At 68.2% G+C, this 19662-nt stretch carries 19 protein-coding genes; 11 read left to right on the forward strand and 8 right to left on the reverse strand.

Translation table 11 applies throughout. The features are described 5' to 3' along the window. A complete protein-coding gene (locus tag ACQY68_RS11980) occupies nucleotides 1–897 on the forward strand; it encodes a hypothetical protein (protein WP_428149653.1) in 897 nt (298 codons plus the stop codon). A gap of 90 nt (nucleotides 898–987) precedes the next feature. Here ACQY68_RS11980 and ACQY68_RS11985 read toward each other — a convergent pair whose 3' ends face one another. The 3 genes from ACQY68_RS11985 to ACQY68_RS11995 are packed head-to-tail and all read right to left on the reverse strand — an operon-like array spanning nucleotide 988 to nucleotide 2913. Then, on the reverse strand, nucleotides 988–2100 hold the full coding sequence (locus ACQY68_RS11985) for a class I SAM-dependent methyltransferase (protein ID WP_428149654.1): 1113 nt from the start codon (nucleotides 2098–2100) through the stop codon (nucleotides 988–990). Nucleotides 2101–2119: 19 nt separating this feature from the next. Then, nucleotides 2120–2539: a GlcG/HbpS family heme-binding protein gene (locus ACQY68_RS11990; RefSeq protein WP_428149655.1), complete on the reverse strand. Its 420-nt coding sequence runs from the start codon at nucleotides 2537–2539 to the stop codon at nucleotides 2120–2122. Further along, nucleotides 2536–2913, reverse strand: coding sequence for a hypothetical protein (locus tag ACQY68_RS11995; protein ID WP_428149656.1), 378 nt, complete (start codon nucleotides 2911–2913; stop codon nucleotides 2536–2538). The genes ACQY68_RS11990 and ACQY68_RS11995 overlap by 4 nt, the downstream gene beginning before the upstream one ends. A 366-nt stretch (nucleotides 2914–3279) precedes the next feature. Here ACQY68_RS11995 and ACQY68_RS12000 point away from each other — a divergent pair, with 366 nt between their 5' ends. Genes ACQY68_RS12000 through ACQY68_RS12010 form a run of 3 tightly spaced genes read left to right on the forward strand, consistent with a single transcriptional unit; the run spans nucleotide 3280 to nucleotide 6410 of the window. After that, a complete protein-coding gene (locus tag ACQY68_RS12000) occupies nucleotides 3280–3786 on the forward strand; it encodes a hypothetical protein (protein WP_428149657.1) in 507 nt (168 codons plus the stop codon). Nucleotides 3787–3796: 10 nt separating this feature from the next. Next, nucleotides 3797–5638, forward strand: a complete 1842-nt coding sequence (locus ACQY68_RS12005; RefSeq protein ID WP_428149658.1) for an alpha/beta fold hydrolase — start codon at nucleotides 3797–3799, stop codon at nucleotides 5636–5638. Nucleotides 5639–5648: 10 nt separating this feature from the next. Continuing rightward, nucleotides 5649–6410, forward strand: a complete 762-nt coding sequence (locus tag ACQY68_RS12010) for a helix-turn-helix domain-containing protein (RefSeq protein ID WP_428149659.1) — start codon at nucleotides 5649–5651, stop codon at nucleotides 6408–6410. On the opposite strand, the gene ACQY68_RS12015 is transcribed toward ACQY68_RS12010, so the two are convergent. Further along, nucleotides 6411–7247: a hypothetical protein gene (locus ACQY68_RS12015; RefSeq protein ID WP_428149660.1), complete on the reverse strand. Its 837-nt coding sequence runs from the start codon at nucleotides 7245–7247 to the stop codon at nucleotides 6411–6413. Nucleotides 7248–7401: 154 nt separating this feature from the next. On the opposite strand from ACQY68_RS12015, the gene ACQY68_RS12020 reads away from it, so the two are divergent. Together ACQY68_RS12020 and ACQY68_RS12025 are read left to right on the forward strand one after the other, a co-directional pair. After that, on the forward strand, nucleotides 7402–8019 hold the full coding sequence (locus ACQY68_RS12020) for a glutathione S-transferase family protein (RefSeq protein WP_428149661.1): 618 nt from the start codon (nucleotides 7402–7404) through the stop codon (nucleotides 8017–8019). After that, nucleotides 8016–8852, forward strand: a complete 837-nt coding sequence (locus ACQY68_RS12025) for an HpcH/HpaI aldolase/citrate lyase family protein (RefSeq protein WP_428149662.1) — start codon at nucleotides 8016–8018, stop codon at nucleotides 8850–8852. Before ACQY68_RS12020 ends, ACQY68_RS12025 begins: the two co-directional genes overlap by 4 nt. Nucleotides 8853–8854: 2 nt before the next feature. Here ACQY68_RS12025 and ACQY68_RS12030 read toward each other — a convergent pair whose 3' ends face one another. Then, nucleotides 8855–10432 (reverse strand): tannase/feruloyl esterase family alpha/beta hydrolase, encoded by a 1578-nt coding sequence (locus ACQY68_RS12030; protein ID WP_428149663.1) that lies wholly within the window; start codon nucleotides 10430–10432, stop codon nucleotides 8855–8857. 214 nt (nucleotides 10433–10646) lie between these two features. Here ACQY68_RS12030 and ACQY68_RS12035 point away from each other — a divergent pair, with 214 nt between their 5' ends. Genes ACQY68_RS12035 through ACQY68_RS12045 form a run of 3 tightly spaced genes read left to right on the forward strand, consistent with a single transcriptional unit; the run spans nucleotide 10647 to nucleotide 13742 of the window. Beyond that, nucleotides 10647–11564, forward strand: coding sequence for a hypothetical protein (locus tag ACQY68_RS12035; protein ID WP_428149664.1), 918 nt, complete (start codon nucleotides 10647–10649; stop codon nucleotides 11562–11564). Nucleotides 11565–11566: 2 nt separating this feature from the next. Beyond that, nucleotides 11567–12922 carry an MmgE/PrpD family protein gene (locus ACQY68_RS12040; RefSeq protein WP_428149665.1) on the forward strand — a complete coding sequence of 452 codons (1356 nt, stop codon included), beginning with the start codon at nucleotides 11567–11569 and terminating at the stop codon, nucleotides 12920–12922. Nucleotides 12923–12935: 13 nt separating this feature from the next. Then, a complete protein-coding gene (locus tag ACQY68_RS12045) occupies nucleotides 12936–13742 on the forward strand; it encodes an alpha/beta fold hydrolase (RefSeq protein ID WP_428149666.1) in 807 nt (268 codons plus the stop codon). On the opposite strand, the gene ACQY68_RS12050 is transcribed toward ACQY68_RS12045, so the two are convergent. Together ACQY68_RS12050 and ACQY68_RS12055 are read right to left on the reverse strand one after the other, a co-directional pair. After that, the gene (locus tag ACQY68_RS12050; protein WP_428149667.1) at nucleotides 13720–15015 is read right to left on the reverse strand and encodes an amidase; all 1296 of its coding nucleotides are present in this window, start codon (nucleotides 15013–15015) and stop codon (nucleotides 13720–13722) included. The two genes, ACQY68_RS12045 and ACQY68_RS12050, sit on opposite strands and share 23 nt — an antisense overlap. A gap of 2 nt (nucleotides 15016–15017) precedes the next feature. Next, complete coding sequence (locus ACQY68_RS12055) at nucleotides 15018–16337, reverse strand: acetyl-CoA hydrolase/transferase family protein (protein ID WP_428149668.1); 1320 nt, start codon at nucleotides 16335–16337, stop codon at nucleotides 15018–15020. Nucleotides 16338–16505: 168 nt separating this feature from the next. Here ACQY68_RS12055 and ACQY68_RS12060 point away from each other — a divergent pair, with 168 nt between their 5' ends. Further along, complete coding sequence (locus tag ACQY68_RS12060; RefSeq protein ID WP_428149669.1) at nucleotides 16506–17678, forward strand: acyl-CoA dehydrogenase family protein; 1173 nt, start codon at nucleotides 16506–16508, stop codon at nucleotides 17676–17678. A 3-nt stretch (nucleotides 17679–17681) separates the two neighbouring features. After that, nucleotides 17682–18809: a CaiB/BaiF CoA transferase family protein gene (locus ACQY68_RS12065; protein ID WP_428149670.1), complete on the forward strand. Its 1128-nt coding sequence runs from the start codon at nucleotides 17682–17684 to the stop codon at nucleotides 18807–18809. Between the two features lie 3 nt (nucleotides 18810–18812). On the opposite strand, the gene ACQY68_RS12070 is transcribed toward ACQY68_RS12065, so the two are convergent. Then, nucleotides 18813–19661, reverse strand: coding sequence for an isocitrate lyase/PEP mutase family protein (locus ACQY68_RS12070; RefSeq protein ID WP_428149671.1), 849 nt, complete (start codon nucleotides 19659–19661; stop codon nucleotides 18813–18815). Nucleotide 19662 lies beyond the last annotated feature (1 nt).

The raw sequence follows: 19662 nt of genomic DNA on the forward strand, positions 1-19662 counted from the left end.
GTGAGGCGGCGAGGCATCCGTCTTGCCGGGGCGCTGTTTCTGGCCGCCTCGCCCGGCATGGTCCATGCCGCCGCGTATCAGGCTGAGGTTTCAGCAACCGAGTACGCCAGTATAAGGCAGGGCGGGGCCTCAGCCGAACTGGCCGCCAATGCCGCGAGCAGCGAACGTTGGGCTTCCACCGCCTTGGATCGGCGACACCATTCCGGCGATCGAACCCTGCTAATGGGGTGTGACCTCTTTAGTCCGGAACTGTCAGCGGAACGCTCCCGCCTCGAACGTCTGGCTTCGTCGGCCTCGTATGAAGCCTACGTTGCGGGTGAGCGGCGGCTCGCAGAACTGGCAGGTGCGCTAGCCGCCTCCGAGACCGAGGCCGCCGATCACGAATCCGGAGATCTGGCGAGCCGACTCGCGGGCGCCTACGCCGCGGACCAGACGGCGCGCAACGCCTATGCCCTGCCTCCCCCGACCGGGTTTGAGGATTTGGGTGAAGCAACCTTACAGCTGCGCATGGACGCCAGCTGCAGACTGGACCTGGCACACACCGATCTGGTCGAACAGGCCGTCGAGAACTTCGCCGCTCTTTCTCACGCCAGCCAGCGACAGACTTTCAACCTGGCGATGCACGCCGACCATAGTCCAGCGCTTCAGGCACGGGCGGCTGAGGCGTTCGCCCGGCTTCCCAACGGAGCGGCCGCTTTTGCCTCACTGAAGGATCGAAGCGAGCTCAACGCCGGTCGGCCCCAGATGTACGGCCGGCTCTATGGTTGTGAGGGCGACCCGCTCCGTCCCGACGGACCGGAAGTCGATCTTGCCGAAGTGGACCGGCGCCGTGCGCTTATCGGTCTGCCGACATTCATGGCGGAAGCCGTTCTGGCCTGCGCTTCCTACAGACCTTGAAGGTGATAGTCGGCGGGGTTCGAACCGCCGACTATCTCGACGTACCCCGGGTGCATGGATTGCAGGCTGGGCGCTCACCGCTCGGCGGGATTATTCACGCACGGCCCCAAAGAAGCTGATCGGCGGCAACTGACCCTTCAGGTAAACCGGCTCGCGCTGGGCCGTAAAATAGTTCTGAGGCGCGAAGCCAGCCTCAGCGACAGCCTTGGGATAGTTCATGGCCTTGAAGCCGATGGCGAAGGGCTCGTTGGCGTTCATGCCGAACCAGCTGGTCTGCATCTGGACGTAGGGGTCTTCGGGGATCGGCATCCCGCCATCCATCAGCATGACCCCGCCCGGCGCCAGCAGGCGGTGCGCCTCCTTGAAAAGGGCCTTGATCACCGGGACCGGGCATTCGTGCGTCACCAGCATCGAGGCGATGACGTCGAAATGGCCGTCGGGAAAGTCGGTGTGGGCGCCGTTCTGCTGGCTGAAATGGGCCTCGACGCCCAGAGCCTCGGCGCGGGCGTGAGCATAGCGGACCTGAGGCGCGCCGACGTCGATGCCGTGGACCTCCGCGTCCGGGAAGGCGTCCCTCCAAGGCAGGGTGGTGAAGCCCGGCCCGCAGCCGAGATCGAGGATCCGCCGCGGCTTCAGGTTCGGGAACTTCTCCTTCAACACCTCGGCCTGGGCCACGCCAAGGGCGTCGTTCTTGTCGCCCAGTCCGCCGAAGGCGAAGACGTGGACGCCCCGGTCATAGAGGGCGCCCGCCATGACGTCGTCGGGCGCGATCTCGGTGTGGAAATTGCCCGGCATGACGTGGATATCGACGGCCTCGATATAGCGCGGCATCTCCATGTCGGGATCGACCCGGACGGAGCCCTTGGCATCGGGTTTGGGCCGAGCCAGTTCGATCAGGTCGTCCAGCTGGCGCTCGATGCTTTCGCCGACCGTGTCCCAGACCAGCTCCTGGACCGCGCGACCGACCAGGTTAGATCCGCGATAGTAGAAGCTTTCGTCCATCAGCCGTTTCACCTCTTGGGCGGTCTTGGGCGGGCGGCCGTTCCTGGCTTCGAAGGCGGGCCTGGCGCGCTGCCGATAGACGTCGTTGGCGCCCGGAAAGAGCTCGGTCGTGAACATCTTGCGCAGCGACGAACAGAACTCCTCGCGGGCGAACTCGTCGTGGGTCGCCGTGGGCAGAAGAGCGTGGGCTTGCTGGAACATGATCAGGCCTTTCGCGAAATCATTTGAGTGTGGACAGGCCGCAGGTCTCGACCGCGGCGACGACGACGGCGTGATCGACCTCGGGCAGACCGCCCGACAGACCGATGGCCCCGACGATGCGCTTCTCGCCATCGATGATGACGACCCCGCCGCCCAAGGGCGCGAACCGGCCGCCGGTCGCGCCGTTGATGGCCGCCGTCGCCTGGTCGCTGAACAGGGGCGCCAGGGCCAAGGTCGCGCGGTTGAAGCCCAGGGCGGACACGGCTTTGGCCGTCGCGGTCTCGACGCCGAAGATGCCCTGGGCGTCCGTGCGCAGGGCGAACCGGATGTGGCCGCCGGGATCGGTGACGACGATCGAGACCTTCGTCAGACCCTTTTCGGTCGCGCCTTCCAACGCGGCGTCGGCGATGCGGCGGGCGTCGGCGAGGGACAGGCTCATGCGGCGTCTCCGGGTGCGGATTCCAGTGCCGCCTCGCGGTCCTCGGTAATGACGCGCAGCACGCGTTTCAGGAGGGCCTGACGCTCGACCTCGCGCCGCTCGCGACGTTCGGGCGTCAGTTCGTAGGCCTCGATCGCCTCGCGGGTGACCGGCGAGCCGAGTTCGGCCACGGCCTCATGAGTGTCGAGCCGGTCGCGCAGAGCCGACACCTCGGACATCAGGGCCACCATCATGATCCCCAGCCGATCGATGTCCTCGGCGCGCAGATACTGGGGCCGGTCGACGCCGCGCGCCCAGCGGCGCCGGGGGCGGCGTTCGACCGGGTGGGACGTCGAAGGGGAGCTGTCGGGTCTCGCCCGTGTGGTGTCGGTCATGCGGCCGCCTCGGGAAATGCTGAGGGCGAAGGTTACGCCGTGAGGTCGAAGGGACAACGCCGCGCCCAGCCGGATAACCGTTATCCGGTGACATTTGGGATGTGCGGCCAGTCTCTCTTACCCCGTCGTCATAGGCGCATGCGGAACGCGACCTTCCCTGTCTGCAAACGCCACCCCAAGCTCCGATCGGGCCTGAGCGATCAGGCCTGAAGACTGGCCCGGGCGGCGGCTCTTGTTCCGTCATCCGGATCCTCTTCCGAACATGTCTTGATCTCCGGCACGCTGACTGAGACGGTCGCGCCCGCGCCGGGTGCGACCGTCCTTTTTTCCAGCTCCAGTCGGGGCGGTTTCCATCGGAGTTCGACCATGGTCCCCGCGTTTCACCGCCGACTTGGAATGATCGTCGCCGCGCTGGGCCTGTCCACATTGGGCGGGTGCGCCACCGTTGCGAGTGAGCCCCGGACGGTCTGTTCCGCCGCATCGCCCTTCCGGCCCGGCATGGAGACCATCGAAGGCTATCGCGTCTTCACCGGCCCCGACGGAGACTCGGCGGTCGAACCGCTGAGCATCGATGCCCGGCATGTCACCCTGCCCTTCAACGGACGGGTGATCGACATCTTCAACCTGCCGACCGCGCCGACGCGCGGCGTCCAGATCGTGGCCGGGCCGGCGAATATGGACCTGCCGATGCACCCGGCGCCCTACAAGGAGATGTTCATCCTGTTGAGCGGCTCCTTCACCATCACGACCCGCGCCTTCAGCGCCGAGATGCAACCCGGATCCGTCCTGCTGTTCGAGGACACCGACGCCAGTCACGGCCACGGCGGCAAGATCGGCCCGTGCGGTTACGTCTCCCTGTCGATCGCGCCTTGAAGGCTTCCCGATGATGCGTCGCTTCCTCGATTTTCGCGCGTTCTTCGCAAGGCTCGCGGCGATCGTTCTGATCCTCAGCTCTGTGGCCGTCGCACCCGCCGAGGCCCGGACGCGTCAGACGCCCTTCCCGAACCCTGACGTCACGATGACGATCCTGAACCTGCCCAGCGCCCCGCCGGGACAGGCGGCCCAGGCGCCCGGCGTCGGCGTGGTCACCACACCTGCCATCCTGTTCACCCCTACCGCCGGCGAGAACGTCCACGGCCCCGCCATCGTGATGCTGGATCGCGGACCGGGCTCCAACCCTTTGCGCCAGGGCCAGTCGACGCGCTTCCTGGCCGAGCGGCTGGCGGCGCGCGGCTATACGGTGCTGAGCCTCTACAGCCAGCTGCAGCGCAGCTATTCCCTGTTCCCCTTCTCGGCCGTCCAGCCCCAGATCGACGCCGCCCTCGTCTTCATGGAAGAGCGCGGCTACGAGGATTTCGTGCTGGCCGGAAACGGCTATGGCGCGATCGCCGCGGCCGACTATCTGGCCAACAACCCCGACACGCCGTTCGACGCACCGGGGACCAAGCGCGTGATGGCCGTCGTCATGCTGTCGCCCCTGACCGAGCTGCGGCGCTACCCCCGCGCCGGTCTGGACGGCCCCGACTACGAGGCGACCGCCGCCTATGCCGCCCGCTCCGTCGCGGCAGGCACGGGCCGGTTTCCGGCGGGCAATACGGTCGAGGTCGGCGCCGTCGGCGTCGCCGCCGATCCCTGGCTGGCGGCGGGGCCCTACAATGGCCCGAGCGAGCAGTTCACCCAGTATTGGGGACCGGAAGCGGCGGCGCGGAACGACGCGGTTCTGGCCGCCCTGACCGTTCCGACGCTGGTCATCGGCGCAGGCCTCGACCCCACCTATTCTCAGACACGGCTGACCGGCCTCGTCGGCGACGCGCCGATCCAGACCGTCTCCTATGATCAGACTGGCGCAGATTTCGCTGGCGCCGAGGACCGCGCGGCCGACGACGTCGCCGCCTTCCTGACCCAGCACGCCCTCGGCGTTCGGCCCCGGATCATCGAAACCGTCATCGACGTGACCGCAGACGACGGCACGTCCCTGCCCGCCGTCATCTATGCGCCCGAAGGCGGATCGGCGGCGGACAAGCCGGCCATCCTGTTCGTCCATGGCCGGACCGGGGACACGGTGCAGTCGTCAGGTCACTGGGTCGGCTGGCGGCTGGCTCAGCTCGGTTACACGGTCTTCACCCCGTCGTTCCGTATCTCGGGCACGGCCGGCTTCGCCTCCTCGACCATGAACGAACAGGCCGACGACATGGCGCGCTGGACCGACGCCATAGCGGCCCAAGGGTTCACCCGCCTGATCGCCGTGGGCCATTCCAACGGCGGCATCTACATCTCGAACTACATGGCCCGGACCCACGACCCGCGCGTGCTGGGCGTCGCCTTCATGGCCCCGACGGTCGACGAGCGCGAGCGGACCTCGCGTCTGGACCCGAACTTCGAGGCCAAGCTGGCCGAAGCCAGGACCGCCATCGACGCCGGCGAGGGCCAGACCCACATGATCGCCCTGATGTCGGCCCAGACCTTCTGGGACCTGAACAACCCGAGTACCGTCGGCACGCATACGGCGCGGATCGCCGAATACTCCGTGCCGACCCTGTCACTGGTGGGACGGCTGGATCCGCTTTTCACCGATTCCGACTTCCTCGATCGTTTCATGGCCGCCCAAGCGCCGGGCAAGGCCGAGCTGATCTGGCTCGAGAACGGCACCCACGGCATGCGCGAGAGCCGCGCGGTGGTCGTCCATTCGATCGATGACTGGATCAAGCGGACCTTCGGCGACTAAAGTCCGCTCCGTGGATCAGGATCAGGAGCTCAAATCGCTGAAGCGCGGCCTGCGCGCGCTGATCCTGCTGAGCCGCTACCGCTCGCTGACCGTGTCCGAGGCCGCGCGCCGTCTCGACCTGCCGCGCACCACGGCCGAGCGGGTCATGATGACGCTGGAGAGCGAGAGCTTCATCGTCCGCGATCCCGACAGCAAGCGATTCAGCCTTGGCCCGCGCGTCCTGGCGCTCGCGGGCGGCTTCTCGGCCGAGGATCAGCTGACCACGGTCGCCGGTCCCCTGCTGCTGGCCAAGACGAAGGAAATCGGTTGGCCTCTGGCCATCGCCGTGCCCCAGGGCGAGCGCATGAGCGTCCGCGTCACTACAGATCCTTCGACCTCGCTGTGGCTGCACAAGCGCCATGCCGGCTCGGAGATCGCCATGGCCGCCGTCAGTTCCGGCATCATGCACATGGCCTGTCTCGAAGACGGCGAGCGTGGGGCCCTGATCCGGATGCTTCAGGCGTCGGACGACCCGGCCCAAGCCCTGGCCCATGAGCGAGGCACGCTGGACCGGTGGTTGGAGGCTGCGCGACGTGACGGTTTCTGCATCGAGCCCCAGTCCGGCGCCGAACGCTCGATCAGCGTGCCCCTGTGTGAGAACGGCCGCATCCGCGCGGTGCTGGTGATGATGTTCATGGCGCGCGGCGTGTCGAACGACGCCCTGACCACCCGCTTCGCACCAGAGCTGAAGGCGCTCGCCGCCGAGATTGAGAGTCAGGTGTTTCCAGGCTGATCAGGCCCCGAAGCTGACCTTCACCGACATGGCCAGCGTCCCCTGATGGTCATGGGCCGACAGCTCGGCGCCGGCGCCTTTGGGGTTCCCGCCCAGATGGATCAGCCCGTTAACGAACAGCGGGCTGCGCGCACGGAAGCTCAGATCCGCTACCGTCCGACCGCTTTCACGCCGCGCGAACTCGGCCAGCAGGATCGCCGTCAGCGGGCCGTGGGTGACCCGCTCGGGATAGCCTTCCTCGGTCACCGCATAATCCTTGTCGTAGTGGATGCGATGTCCGTTGAAGGTCAGGGCCGAGAACCGCATCAGCGTGACCGGATCGGGGGTCACTTCGGCGCGCCAGATAGCCTCGGGCGGAGATACGGGGCCGGCGTCGCGCCACGGGGCGGCGACCCCCGCCAGATACACGTAGTCGCGCTCCTCGGTGACACAGTCGGCGCCGTTTTGCCGGAACTGATAGCGAATGGTCACCAGCCACATCCCCTCCGGCCCGGGACGCTTCTCCTCGATGGCGACCACGCTGCGGGTCAGGCTGGCCTCGAAGCCCAGACGCAGCGGCCGATGCACCGTCGTCCGCCCGCCCGCGAACATCCGTCGAGGATGCGGGATCGGCGGCAGGAAGTCGCCCCGCACCGGATGCCCGTCGGGACCGATCTTCTCGTGATCCGGTGTCTCCAGAAAATACAGCCATTGCCATAGGCATGGCAGATCCCCGTCGTCGCCCGGCGACGGCCCCGCCGCCCGCCCCAGCACCGCGCTCAACGCCCGCGCGGGCCACGGATCCAGCCGGGCGGTCGTTTCCACCGGCTGGTTCAGCCAGGCGTCGTATTCACTCATCGTCGTTCCGGTCAGCGGTGGCGTACTGGCGCAGACTAGCCCGCAACCGACCGGTCGGCACAGACACGAGGGCGCAGGGACATGCGGTTCTCTCAAGGTCGCTGGAGGCCAGGGGCGGCTGACGGGCCGATCAGCGAACGCTAAGCTCGACGGCATGATCACCCTGTTCACCAGTCCGACCGGCAATGGCCACCGCGTCTCGATCCTGCTGGAGGAGATGGGCTTGGACTATGAAGTCGTGAAGATCGGTTTCGAGCCCGGCGCGCCGCGTCCGCCCGAGTTCGTCGCCGCCAGCCCCTTCGGCAAGATCCCCGCCATCATCGACCACGACGGCCCCGACGGCGCGCCGGTCATGCTGTGTGAGAGCCTGGCCATCGCCCAGTATCTGGCCGAGAAGACCGGCCGCTTCCTGCCCCGCACCACCGAGGGTCGCGCCAAAGCGGCCGAATGGGGCGCGATCGTCGTCACCGGCTTCGCCTCCCCCTTCGCCGGCATCTTCTTCGCCCGCCGCATCGACGCCGAGGCCCACGCCGGACTGATCAAGAAATACTTCGCCGACCTCGACATCGCCTTCGCGGCGCTGGAGGGGCGGCTGGCGGCCTCGACCTATCTAGCCGGCGACGATTTCAGCTACGCCGACGCTCTGGCCATCCCCATCGTCAATACGGCGAGGATGTTCGAGATCGACCTAGCCCCCTACCCCGCGATCCGCCGCTGGCGTGACGTGGTCCTGGGGCGGCCGGCGGTCCAGGCCGGGTTCGCCGTTCCATGACGATATCTACGCTCCAACTGCGCAGCGTCCTGTTTGTGCCGGGCGACCGGCCCGACCGGTTCGCCAAGGCCCTCGCCTCCGACGCCGATGCGATCTGCATCGATCTGGAGGATGCGGTCGCGCCGGAGGGGAAGGACGCGGCACGCGCCGAGGTCGTCGCCTTTCTGCGGGATCCGTCGGCCGCCGCTCGGGCACGAACGATCGTCCGGCTCAATCCGCTGGGCTCACGCGACGGCCTGAAGGACCTCCTCGCGCTCGGCGAACTGGCCTCCCCGCCGACCCTCATGCTGCCCAAGGTCGAGCATCCGCAAACGATCGCCGACACCCTGTCCGCCCTGTCCAGCCACAACGCGCCATCGATCATCGCCCTGATCGAAACCGCGCGCGGCCTGCGCAACGCGGGGTCCATCGCTGAGGCACCCGACGTCTCTGCCCTCGCACTCGGCCCGGTCGATCTCGCCGCCGAGCTGGGCGCCCGGTTCGACGAGACCGCCCTGAACAGCCTGCGTCTGTCCCTCAAGCTCGCCGCGACGGAGGCGGGCGTCGCGCTTCTCGACGGTCCGACCCTCGATCTCGACGACAGCGAAGCCCTGAGCCGGTCAGCCGAGGCCGCCGCCGCCCTCGGCCTCGACGGCAAGTTGGCGATCCATCCGAACCAGATCGCCGCCATCAACGCGGCCTTCACCCCGACGCCAAAGGCCGTCGCCTGGTCCCGCCGGGTCATCGACGCCGCTCAGGGTCAGGCTGGCGTCTTCCGGCTGGACGGCAGGATGATCGACAAGCCGGTCATCGACGCCGCCCGCAGACTCCTCTTCCGCGCCGGCGCCGCCTGACCTCAGGGCGCGCGAGAGACGAAGCTCTCCGCAGCGTTCACATCACCCCACCCGCGATAGACCGCCCGGTTGGGATAGGCGAAATGCGGGCGGCTGAAGCGGATCTGCTCGGGCGTGAACTGACCGACATCCATGCCCATCCAGTCCACGTCGGCGGCGTTCACCGGGTTGACGCCCGTCAGCCGGTCCGGAGCCTCGCCCCGCTCGACCCACGCCTCCAGCGCCTCCAAGTAATCGACGCCGTAAGCCCCCTCTCCGCCGTTGCAGTGGAGCGCGCCCGGCATCATGAACAGGCGGGCGAAGGCCGTCGTCGCGGCCGGTCCGCCCATCGTCCGGGTCATGGTCTCATAGTAGTCGACGACGTTCAGCGGCACGACCGACTGGTCGGCCCACCCCTGGGCGATGATCAGCTTGCCGCCCGAGGCCTGGAAGCCGCGCAGGTCGGGGTTGGAGCCAGAATAGATCGCCTCCATCAGCCCGGTGCGTTGCGGATCGCGGTCGAAGTCGAAATCGTCGGCGGTCCAGCTCGGCCCCGGATCGGGCGAGAAGCTCATGTATCGCCACAGCTCGGTCTGCATCCGACCATAGCTGGCGGGCACCCCGTCCTTGGCCACATAGGCCCCGATCCAGGCCAGTTCCGACCCCGGCTGAGCGCCGCCGGTATACAGCGCCCGCCCGCTCGAATCGCGCGGTCCGTCGTAGATCTTCCGCGTCGCCTCGACCTGAGCGGCGGTCAGGCACTCCGGCCCGGCCGCGTCCTCGCAGGCGATCACCGCCGGATCGAACCGGCACAGACGCGGATCCCCAATGAGCCCGTCCTTCAACCCGTCGGTCATGTCACAGGCCTCGACCGCCGCGCGGTGCAGCGCCGGGATCACGGCTTGGGTCAGGATCTCGTTCCCGGCCGCGTCCCGATTGGCCATGACCGACCACAGCAGCTGGATGCCCGCCCCGGTCTCGTTGATCACCGGAGCAACGGCGACGATGCCGTCGAAGTCGTCAGGAAACCGCTGGGCCTCCACCATCGCCTGACGCCCGCCGGTCGAGCAGCCCATGAAGTAGGAATAGCGCGGTCCGGTCTCATAGAAGGCCTCAGTGATCGCCTTGCCCGCCAAGGTCGAGACGTGCGTCGCCCGATACCCGAAATCGATCTCGGCCTGCGTATTGTTGTAGGCCCAGGCCCCGTCGACCAGCGTCGACTTATGGCCCATGTCGGTCTGGATACAGGCATAGCCATCGACCAGATGCCGGCTGCAGGCGAACTCCGTCGCCACGATCCCGCAGAAGCCGCCGCACCCGCGCGCGATGACTTTGCCGTTCCAGTTATCGGCCGGCAGCCACATCCCGAACCCGACGTTGGGCGCGACATAGCCCTCGATATCGCAATAGGCGGGCCGCACTTCCGTCGCCGCCACATAGGTCGCCTTGGTCACATAGGTCGGGGCGTCGAGCGTCGCCGCGAACCCGTCGCCCGCCAGAGCGCGACATCGTTCCGGCGCGTCCGCCCGCGCGATCCCGGGGACCGCGAACGCCATGACCATCAACCCGGCCAGCACGACGACGAGACGCGAAAGGGTCATGACCAAACTCCAGCTACCCGGCCAAGCTATCCGGCCCGCCGCCCGTCTGGAATGACATAAACTCGCAGTCCCATGCCCGCCGCGTCGTGGCGCCGCCCCGCGTGTCGCCCTGGTCTATCCCTATGATTATTTCGCGATACCCGCTCTTGCACGGTCTCGCTTAGCTGCGGTCAGCCGTCGAGCGTGACCGTCGGTTCTGTAATCGGGGGCGGGCGTGAGCGACTGGGTGAAGACGGAGAACCGCGCCGGGATCGGTCGCGTGACCTGCGGCTGGAAACGGCCTGAGCTGTCGCTGGATCTGGTGCGGCCCTACTGGCGCGACGCCCACAGCCCGTCGATCGCCCGCCGCGCCGGCATCTACGAATACCGCCACTACCCACTCGACCCCGTCCGCACCGACCTGTTCGCGCCCGTCGCCGGCATCGAATATCAAGCCGTGGCCGACCAGCAGCTGATGTGGCTGTCCGACGTCCGCTATGCCGATCAGGCCGGGCTCGACGCGTTCGGCGTGTCGCCCCCGCCCGAGGTCCGTGCCCGCATCCTCGGCGATATCGAGATGATCGTCGATAAGAGCACCACCTATCTGGTCCTGGGCGACAAGGGCCGCACCCTGATCGACACCAGTGGTGATCCCGCGCCTCAGGGCCCAGCCGCCGCGCCCACCTTTGCCGTCTTCCTGCGCCAGCGCGGCGAACAGACCGCCTTCCGTGACGCCGTCACCGCCGTCGCCGAACACTGGGCCAGGACGCCCGGCGTCATCCGCGTCCGGCTGAACCTGTTCGAAGTCCCCGACATGGAGGCCGAACGCAAGGCCGGCTATCCGGTCAAGACCCACCCGGTCGAGATGCAGTACCACGCCTGGATCGATCTGGTCGTCGCCGACGAGGCGGTGGCCGAAACCCTGCTGGCCGGCGACGTCGGCACGGCTTTGGCGGCCGAGGTCACGACGCTGCACGCCTACCCCGCCCCGGCCGTCTACACCTTCAACCACGGCGGCCGCCCCACCCTGTCGGGCCTGCGCGGCTATCCCGCCGTCGCCGTTATCCGCTCCCTGAACGCCACCCACCAGACCGAGGTCGATCTGCTGGAGTGGATGTACGGGCCGGTCGCCGAAGGCGGGCCGACGACGTGAGCATGACGGTCTCCGAACGCCTGACAGCCTTCGCCCGGAAACAGTGGACGGACGGCCCGCCCGCCACCGCCCTGCACGAGGCCAAACGCCTGCTGATCAACCAGCTGAAGGCCTCCGTCGGCGCCACCGGGTCCGACGCCGTCCGCATCCTTCACGACTGGTCCAGGAAGACCGGGTCCGGCGGTAACGCCTCCGTGCTGTGGTTCGGCGGTCGGCTGGCGCCCGAACAGGCCTGTATGGTCAATGCCGCCCTGTTCGAGGTGCTGGACTTCAACGAGACCCATATCCCGACCTTCCACCACGCGGTCTCGGGCGTCCTGCCCGCCGTGCTGGCCGAGGCGGAGACCGACGGCAACAGCGGCGCCGAGGTGCTGGCCGCGCTCGCCATCGGCATCGAGGTCGAGCTGGCCTGCGCCGTCATCCTGATGCCGACCGGCTATTTCCGGGGCTTCGTTCCCGGCGGGATCACCGGCGCCATCGGCGGAGCCGTCGCCTGTTCGCTGCTGGCCGGTCACGACGACGTCCAGATCCGCAACGCCCTGGGTCTGGCGATGAACTCCGGCCTCGGCTTCTACCAGTCGGCGGGCAGCATGGCCCTGCCCTACATCATGGGGATGACCGCCCGGAACGGCCTGACGGCGTCGCATATGGCCGGTCTCGGCCTCGACGCCCCCGCCGCCGCCTTCGAGGGCGACAAGGGGATGCTCAGTTCCTATTCCGACGAACCTGCCGACAAGATCGCCGGCGTCTTGGACACCCTCGGCGACGCCTGGCGCATCATGAACCAGAGCTACAAGACCGTCCCGACTGAGACCATCACCCACGGCCCGATCGAATGCGTGCTGGCCCTGCGCGCCCGCTCGAACGGCCGCACACCCGAGCGGATGCGGTTCGCCGTCGCCCCCATCGTGGTCAAGATCGCCGACGAACGGGCCGAGCGGTTCGGCGCCCCCTCCAGCGATCTGGAGGCCAGGTTCGACCTGCGTCACTGCACCGCCGCCGCCTGGACGCGCGGCCGGTTCACCCTCGCCGAGATGACCGAGACGGCCTTCACAGACCCGGCCATCCTGGATCTTCGCGCTCGCACCGACCTGATCGGCGACGCGGCGCAAGAGACGTTCAACGGCGCGGGTCTGGAGATCGTCTATACCGACGGCTCGACCGACCGAATCTTCATCCCCGCCTTCCGCGGCACGCCCGGCAATCCGATGACGGACCACGAGCTGTCGGCCGTCTTCCGCCAGTCCGCCGACGGCGTGATGTCCCCGGCCCGGATCGACGCCCTGCTGGAGGCCGCCTGGTCTCTGGAGACCGCGCCGGACGTCTCGACCCTGATGACCTTGGCCACCCTGGACTGAACCGGAGCGCCCCATGCCCCTCGTCGACCTGCCGACCGGCGAAACCATCTGGTACAAATCGACCGGGTCCGGGCCGCTGTTGCTGCACATCCACGGCTCGGCCTTCGGGCACCGAAATTTCGAGAAGATGACGCCGCTGATGGCGGAAAACTTTACCGTCATCGACGTCGACCTGCCCGGCTATGGCGAGAGCAAGGGCCTGCCCCAGTCCAGCATGGAGGGGATCGCCGATCAGGTGTTCGGCTTCATCGAGGCCTCGGGCTTCGGCCGGATGCACCTGCACGGCACGTCGTTCGGCGCCATGATCGGACTGACGCTCGCCGCCACCCACCCCGAGGTCATCGACCGGCTGGCGCTTAGCTGTTTCCTCGCCCGCTACGACAATGCGGCGCGCGAGATGCGGGCGACCTGGAAACGGGCGGCGCGCGACAGCGGCATGGAGGCGGTCGCCGACCTGACCTCCGTCGCCGGTTTCGCCCGCAGCTTCTACGACCGCCCCGAAGCCCCCGCCCAGTTGGCCTCCATGCGCGCCGCCTTCTCGAAGAACACGCCGGAGGCGATGATCGCCGGCACCGAGACGATCGAGCGCACCGACCTCAGCCCCTATGTCGATCGGGTCAAGACCCCGACCCTGCTGCTGGCCGGCGCCGAGGACGCGATGACGCCCTTCCACACCGCCGACAGCGGCTATGGCCTGTCCCGCATCGCCGAAACCCTGCCGGGCGCCGAGCTGATCGTCCTGCCGGACTGCGGCCACTACCTTGTGATCGAACAGCCCGAGGCGGCGGCCGCGGCCGTCACCGAGTTTCTGCTCCGATAAGCCCGCCGAGCATCGCGGCCGCCGCCAGCACGCGGCGGTCGGCGAAACGCGGCCCGGCGACGGTCAGCCCCACCGGCCGCCCGTTGGGTCCCGTCAGCCCCGGCACGTTCACGCACGGCGTATGGATCAGCGACCACAGGGCGTTGAAGACATAGGAACCCGTCGAGGCCAGCCCCTCCGGCGCCTCGCCCGTCACGCTCGGCGTCAGCACCGCATCGAATGGGGCGGCGATCTCGTCGAAGGCCATGCGCATCGCCGCCGTCCGGTCGTAGGCGTCACGCAGATCGACCCGGCTGATTCCGTCGGCGTTCTCGACATAGCCGACCAGATTGGGATGCAGCGTCTCGCCATGCAGCCGATATTCGGCGAGGAATGATGCCCGCGCTTCGCCCTTCATGACAGTGGCCTGCACGGCGATCGCGTCGTCAAACATCGCGGGCAGCGTCAGCTCGACGACCTCCGCGCCCGCCGCCTTCAGCCGCCGGATCGCCTCTTCCAGCGCCTCGCGCGTCGCCGGCTCGGCCTGATTCCAGACGGCCGTCCGGGACACCGCGATCCGCGCCGCGCCCGGCGAGAGCACGCCGACCTCTCCCCCCGGTTCGGAGTCCAGCACGTCGTACAACAGCCCAAGATCCTGCGCCGACCGCGCGAACCAGCCGATCGTGTCCAGGCTGGTTGCGAATGTCTTGGCCCCCTCGCGGCTGACCAGTCCCCAGGTCGGTTTGACCCCGTAGATCCCGCAATAAGCCGCAGGCCGGATGATCGATCCGCCCGTCTGCGTTCCCAGCGCCAGCGGCACATGAAAGTCCGCCACCGCCGCCGCCGACCCGCTGGACGATCCGCCCGGCGTGCAGCGCAGGTCCGCCGGATTGCGCGTCGGCGCCGGCCGTCCGGTCGCCGCGAACTCCACCGTCGCGGTCTTGCCCAGGATCACCGCCCCGGCCGCTCGCAACAGCGCTACGCACGGCGCGTCCGGCGTCGGATCGGGCTCGTCATAGAGCGCCGAGTTGTGCCGCGTCGGCATGTCCCGCGTCTGGATCACATCCTTGATCCCGATCGGCAGGCCGTGCAGCGGGCGGCGTGTCAGGCCGACGTCCAGTACCTCCGCAGCCCGCCGCCCCGTCCCGTCGGCGATATGGGCCCAGGCGTGAACCTCCGGCTCCCGCACCGCGATCCGGTCCAGACAGGCGGCGGTCAGGGCGCTTGCAGTCAACGACCCGGTCTCGATGCGCGCAAGAGCGTCGGTCGCGGTCAGGCGTGTCGGATCATCCATGGCTAGATCAGCCCGTCTCGACGCGCCGCCGCCGTCAGCGCGTCTCGGAAATCCGGATGCGCCAGACCGATCAGCGCCCTCGCCCGTGCGTCGATGCTCTGACCCTTCAGGTCGACCCAGCCGAACTCGGTGACCACGATATGGGTGTCGTTGCGCGGCGTCGTCACCGGCCCGTCGAGGCGTGGCACGATCCGCGACACCGTCCCCTTGGCCGCCGTCGAATGGCAGGCGATGATCGACCGCCCGCCGGCCGAGCCATAGGCGCCGCGTACGAAATCCAGCTGTCCGCCCGAGGCCGTGAACTGGCGGCCGCCCAAGTGTTCGGAGCAGCAGGCGCCGTTAAGATCGACCTGCAGCGTCGCATTGACCGATATCATCTTCGCATTGGCGGCGATGACGCTGACATCGTTCACATAGCTGACCGGGTGGCCCTCGATGTCCGGGTTCTCGTGCAGGAATTCGTACAGCGCCCGGTCGCCCATCGAGAATGAGAACACCGTCTTGCCGAGATGCAGCGTCTTCCGGCTGTTATCGACCACGCCGTCCCGCATCAACTGGACCAGCCCCGGCGTCAGCATCTCGGTGTGGATGCCCAGATGCCGGTGATGCTTCAGCGCGGCGCAGACGGCATTGGGCAGGGCCCCGATCCCCATCTGCAGGGTCGCGCCCTCCTCGACCAGACCGGCGATGATCGCCCCGATCGCCTCGTCCTGCGGCGTCGCCGGGGCCTTGCCGGCCCCCAGCAGCGGGGCGGTATGCTCAACGACGGCAGTGACGGTCGAGACATGGACGGTGCTGTCGCCAAACACGCGCGGCATGTTGGGATTGACCTCCAGGATCACCCGCTTGGCCACCTTCGACAGCGGCTGGGCATAGTCGATATTGGTGCCGAAGCTGAAGAACCCGTCCGCGTCCATCGGCGAGACGGTGGTGATCAGGGTGTCGACGCCGATCTCGTCGCACAGCACGCGCGGCGCCTGCTGAAAGCCGGTCGGCACGAACCAGACCCCGCGCCGTCCCTCCGCCTCGCCCCGCAACTCCAGCGCCCGCTCGATCGGTCCGTGGAACAGGCTGTAGGGGCGGATGCGATCGGTGAGCTCATACCGCAGCACCGTCTCACCCGCGATCGCGGTGGACAGCAGATAGTAGAGGTTCACATGCGCGATCCCGCCCGCCTCGGCTCGACCGGCCAGCGCCTTCAGCACGGCGGGCGGCTGGGCGATGCCCAGCCCCATGGCGACCCGGGCCCCCGACGGAATCAGGGCCACGGCCGCGTCGGCGCTCATCAGCCGCGCCTCGTACTCCTGCCGATGATCGCTCAAGCCATCCCCTTCACGCGTTGTCGGATGCAGCCTGTGCCCGCGCGGCCTCGCCCGCAACCGCATGAACCGTCAGGCCTATGAGAAATCGGCATAGGCGGCCGCACCGCCGGGTCTATGCCACCCCGGACGGCGGGGTTAGGCATCCCCATGCCTCTGGATGGAACAACCATGACGAACGCGGCCAGTCTCGGCGAAGACGAACTGGAACAGTTGCGCGGGGCCGTCCGCGCCCTGTGCGCGGGCTTCCCCGGTGAATACTGGCGCACGCTGGACCGCGAGCGCGCCTATCCCACTGACTTCGTCGCCGCGATGACCGAGGCTGGCCATCTGGGCGTCCTGGTCCCCGAGGAGTACGGCGGCAGCGGCCTGGGCATCTCGGTCGCCGCGACCATCCTGGAGGAGGTCCACGCCTGCGGGGCCAACGCCGCCGCCCTGCACGCCCAGATGTACACCATGGGCACCCTGCTCCGGCACGGCTCGCCCGAGCAGAAGGCGCAGTGGCTGCCCCGGATCGCCAGCGGCGAACTGCGGCTTCAGGCCTTCGGCGTCACCGAACCCACCGCCGGCACCGACACGACCAGCATCGCGACCACCGCGACCCGCGTCGGCGACCGCTACGTCATCAACGGCCAGAAGGTCTGGACCAGCCGGGCCGAACACTCCGACCTGATGATCCTGCTGGCCCGCACCACGCCCAAGGATCATGTGACGAAAAAGACCGAGGGCCTGTCGGTCTTCATCGTCGACATGCGCGAGGCGGTCGGCAACGGCCTGACCATTAAACCGATCCGCACCATGTTCAACCACGCCACCACCGAGACCTTTTTCGACAATCTGGAAATCCCCGCCGACGCCCTGATCGGCGAAGAGGGCAAGGGCTTCCGCTACATCCTGGACGGCATGAACGCCGAGCGCATCCTGATCGCGGCGGAGTGCGTCGGCGACGCCCGCTGGTTCACCGAACGCTCGGTCGCCTATGCCAACGAGCGCAAGGTCTTCGGCCGTCCGATCGGCCAGAACCAGGGCGTCTCCTTCCCCATCGCCCGCGCCCACGCCCAGGCCCGCGCCGCCAAGCTGATGACCTATCAGGCCGCCGCCCTGTACGACGCCAAGAAGCCCTGTGCCGAGGAAGCCAACACCGCCAAACTGCTGGCGTCCGAGGCCTCCTGGGCCGCCGGCGACACCTGCGTCCAGACCCACGGCGGCTATGGTTTCGCCGAGGAATACGACGTCGAACGCAAGTTCCGCGAGACGCGCCTGTATCAGGTCGCCCCCATCTCCACGAACCTGATCCTGTCCTATATCGCCGAGCACGTCCTCGGCCTGCCCCGGTCCTACTGAGCCGTGCCGGGTCCGCTGGAGGGCGTCCTGGTCGTCGCCCTGGAACAGGCGGTCGCCGCACCCTACTGCACCTCGCGCCTCGCCGACGCCGGTGCCCGGGTCATCAAGATCGAGCGGGCCGAGGGCGATTTCGCGCGCGGCTACGACCGGGCGGCGGAGGGCACCTCGTCCTATTTCGCCTGGCTGAACCGGGGCAAGGAATCGCTCGTCCTCGACGTGAAATCGCCCGCTGATCGCGCCCTGCTCGACGCCCTGCTGGCCCGCGCCGACGTCTTCGTCCAGAACCTCGCGCCCGGCGCCGTCGACCGGCTGGGCCTGTCCGCCGAGACCCTGCGCGCCACCCGGCCCGAGATGATCACCTGCGACATCTCCAGCTACGGCGCCGACGGCCCCTATGCCGAGCGCAAGGGCTACGACCTGCTGCTGCAGGCCGAGACCGGGCTCGTCTCCATCACCGGAACGCCGGAGGGCGCGGGCCGGGTCGGGGTCTCGGTCTGCGACATCGCCACCGGCATGTCGGCCTGCCAGGGCATCCTCGAAGCCCTGATCGCGCGCGGCCGGACCGGTCTCGGCCAGAGCCTGAAGGTCTCCTTGTTCGACGCCGTCGCCGACTGGATGACCGTCCCCCTGCTCCAGGCCGAGGCCTCCGGCCGCAATCCCGACCGGCTGGGCCTGCACCACGTCTCCATCGCCCCCTACGGTGCCTATGCCTGCGCCGACGGGTTCGAATTGCTGGTCTCGATCCAGAACGAGCGGGAATGGGCTGGCTTCTGCGCCGACGTGCTCGACCAGCCGGCCCTCGCCGCCGACCCGCGCTTCATCGACAACTCGGCCCGCGTCGCCAACCGGCCTGCGCTCGACGCCATCGTGGTGGAGGCCTTCGTCCGGCATCCTCGCGCCGCCCTGATCCAGATTCTCGACCAAGCGAAGATCGCCTTCGGGGCGGTAAACTCGGTGCTTGAACTGGCCGACCACCCCCACCTGCGCCGCGCCTCGGTCGCCACGCCCGGCGGCTCGGTCGAGATCGTCGCCCCGCCGGTGATCAGCCCCGACCGCCCCTTCCGCCCCGGTGCCGTGCCCGCCGTGGGCCAGCACACCGAGACGATCCGCGCCGAGTTCCTTGGCGGCTAAGCTCTACTTCGCCCACCGTTTCTCGAACGCCCAGACGTCCTCGAACCCGATCAGGCCGCAGAATTCCTTGAAGTCGAACAGGCTGTCCGGATCGTATTCGCCCGTGGCCTTCAGCGACTGCAGCCCCTGACGCATCGCCGCCGCAGCAACCAGACTGGTCATCGACGGATAGATGGCGAAGGCATAGCCGATGTCCTCCAGCACCTTGGCCGACAGGATCGGCGTCAGGCCCCCGTCCGCCATGTTCGCCATCATCGGCTTGTCGAAGGCGGCGCAGGCGGTCCGCATCTCCTCTTCCGAGGTCAGCGCCTCCGGGAACAGGATGTCGGCCCCCGCCTCGGCATAGGCCTCCAGCCGCCGCAGCGATCCGTCCAGCCCCTCGCTCTGGCGCGCGTCGGTGCGGGCGATGATCAGCATCTCATCCCGCGCCTCGACCGCGACCTTGATCTTCTCGACCATGTCCTCGATCGGGATCAGCCGCTTGTAGGGGGTGTGACCGCACTTCTTGGGGAACTCCTGGTCTTCGAGCTGGATCACCGAGACGCCCGCCGCCTCGTATCCCTTGACCGTGTGGTGCACGTTCAACAGGCCGCCATAGCCGGTGTCCCCGTCGGCGATGACGGCGGCGTTGGAGGTCCGCACCAGGGTCGACATCCGGTCCACCATCTGGGTGTAGGTGGCGATGCCGGCGTCCGGCAGGCCCAGCGACGACGCCGTCAGCCAGTAGCCCGAGCCATAGACGACATCGAACCCGACCTGGTTGGCGACGGCGGTCGAGATCATGTCCTGCAGGCCCGGCGCGACGAAGAACTCCCTGGCCTTTAGCTTCTGCTTGATGATGGGGTTGGCCATG

The organism is Brevundimonas sp. (assembly GCF_965278935.1).
GTDB lineage: Bacteria > Pseudomonadota > Alphaproteobacteria > Caulobacterales > Caulobacteraceae > Brevundimonas.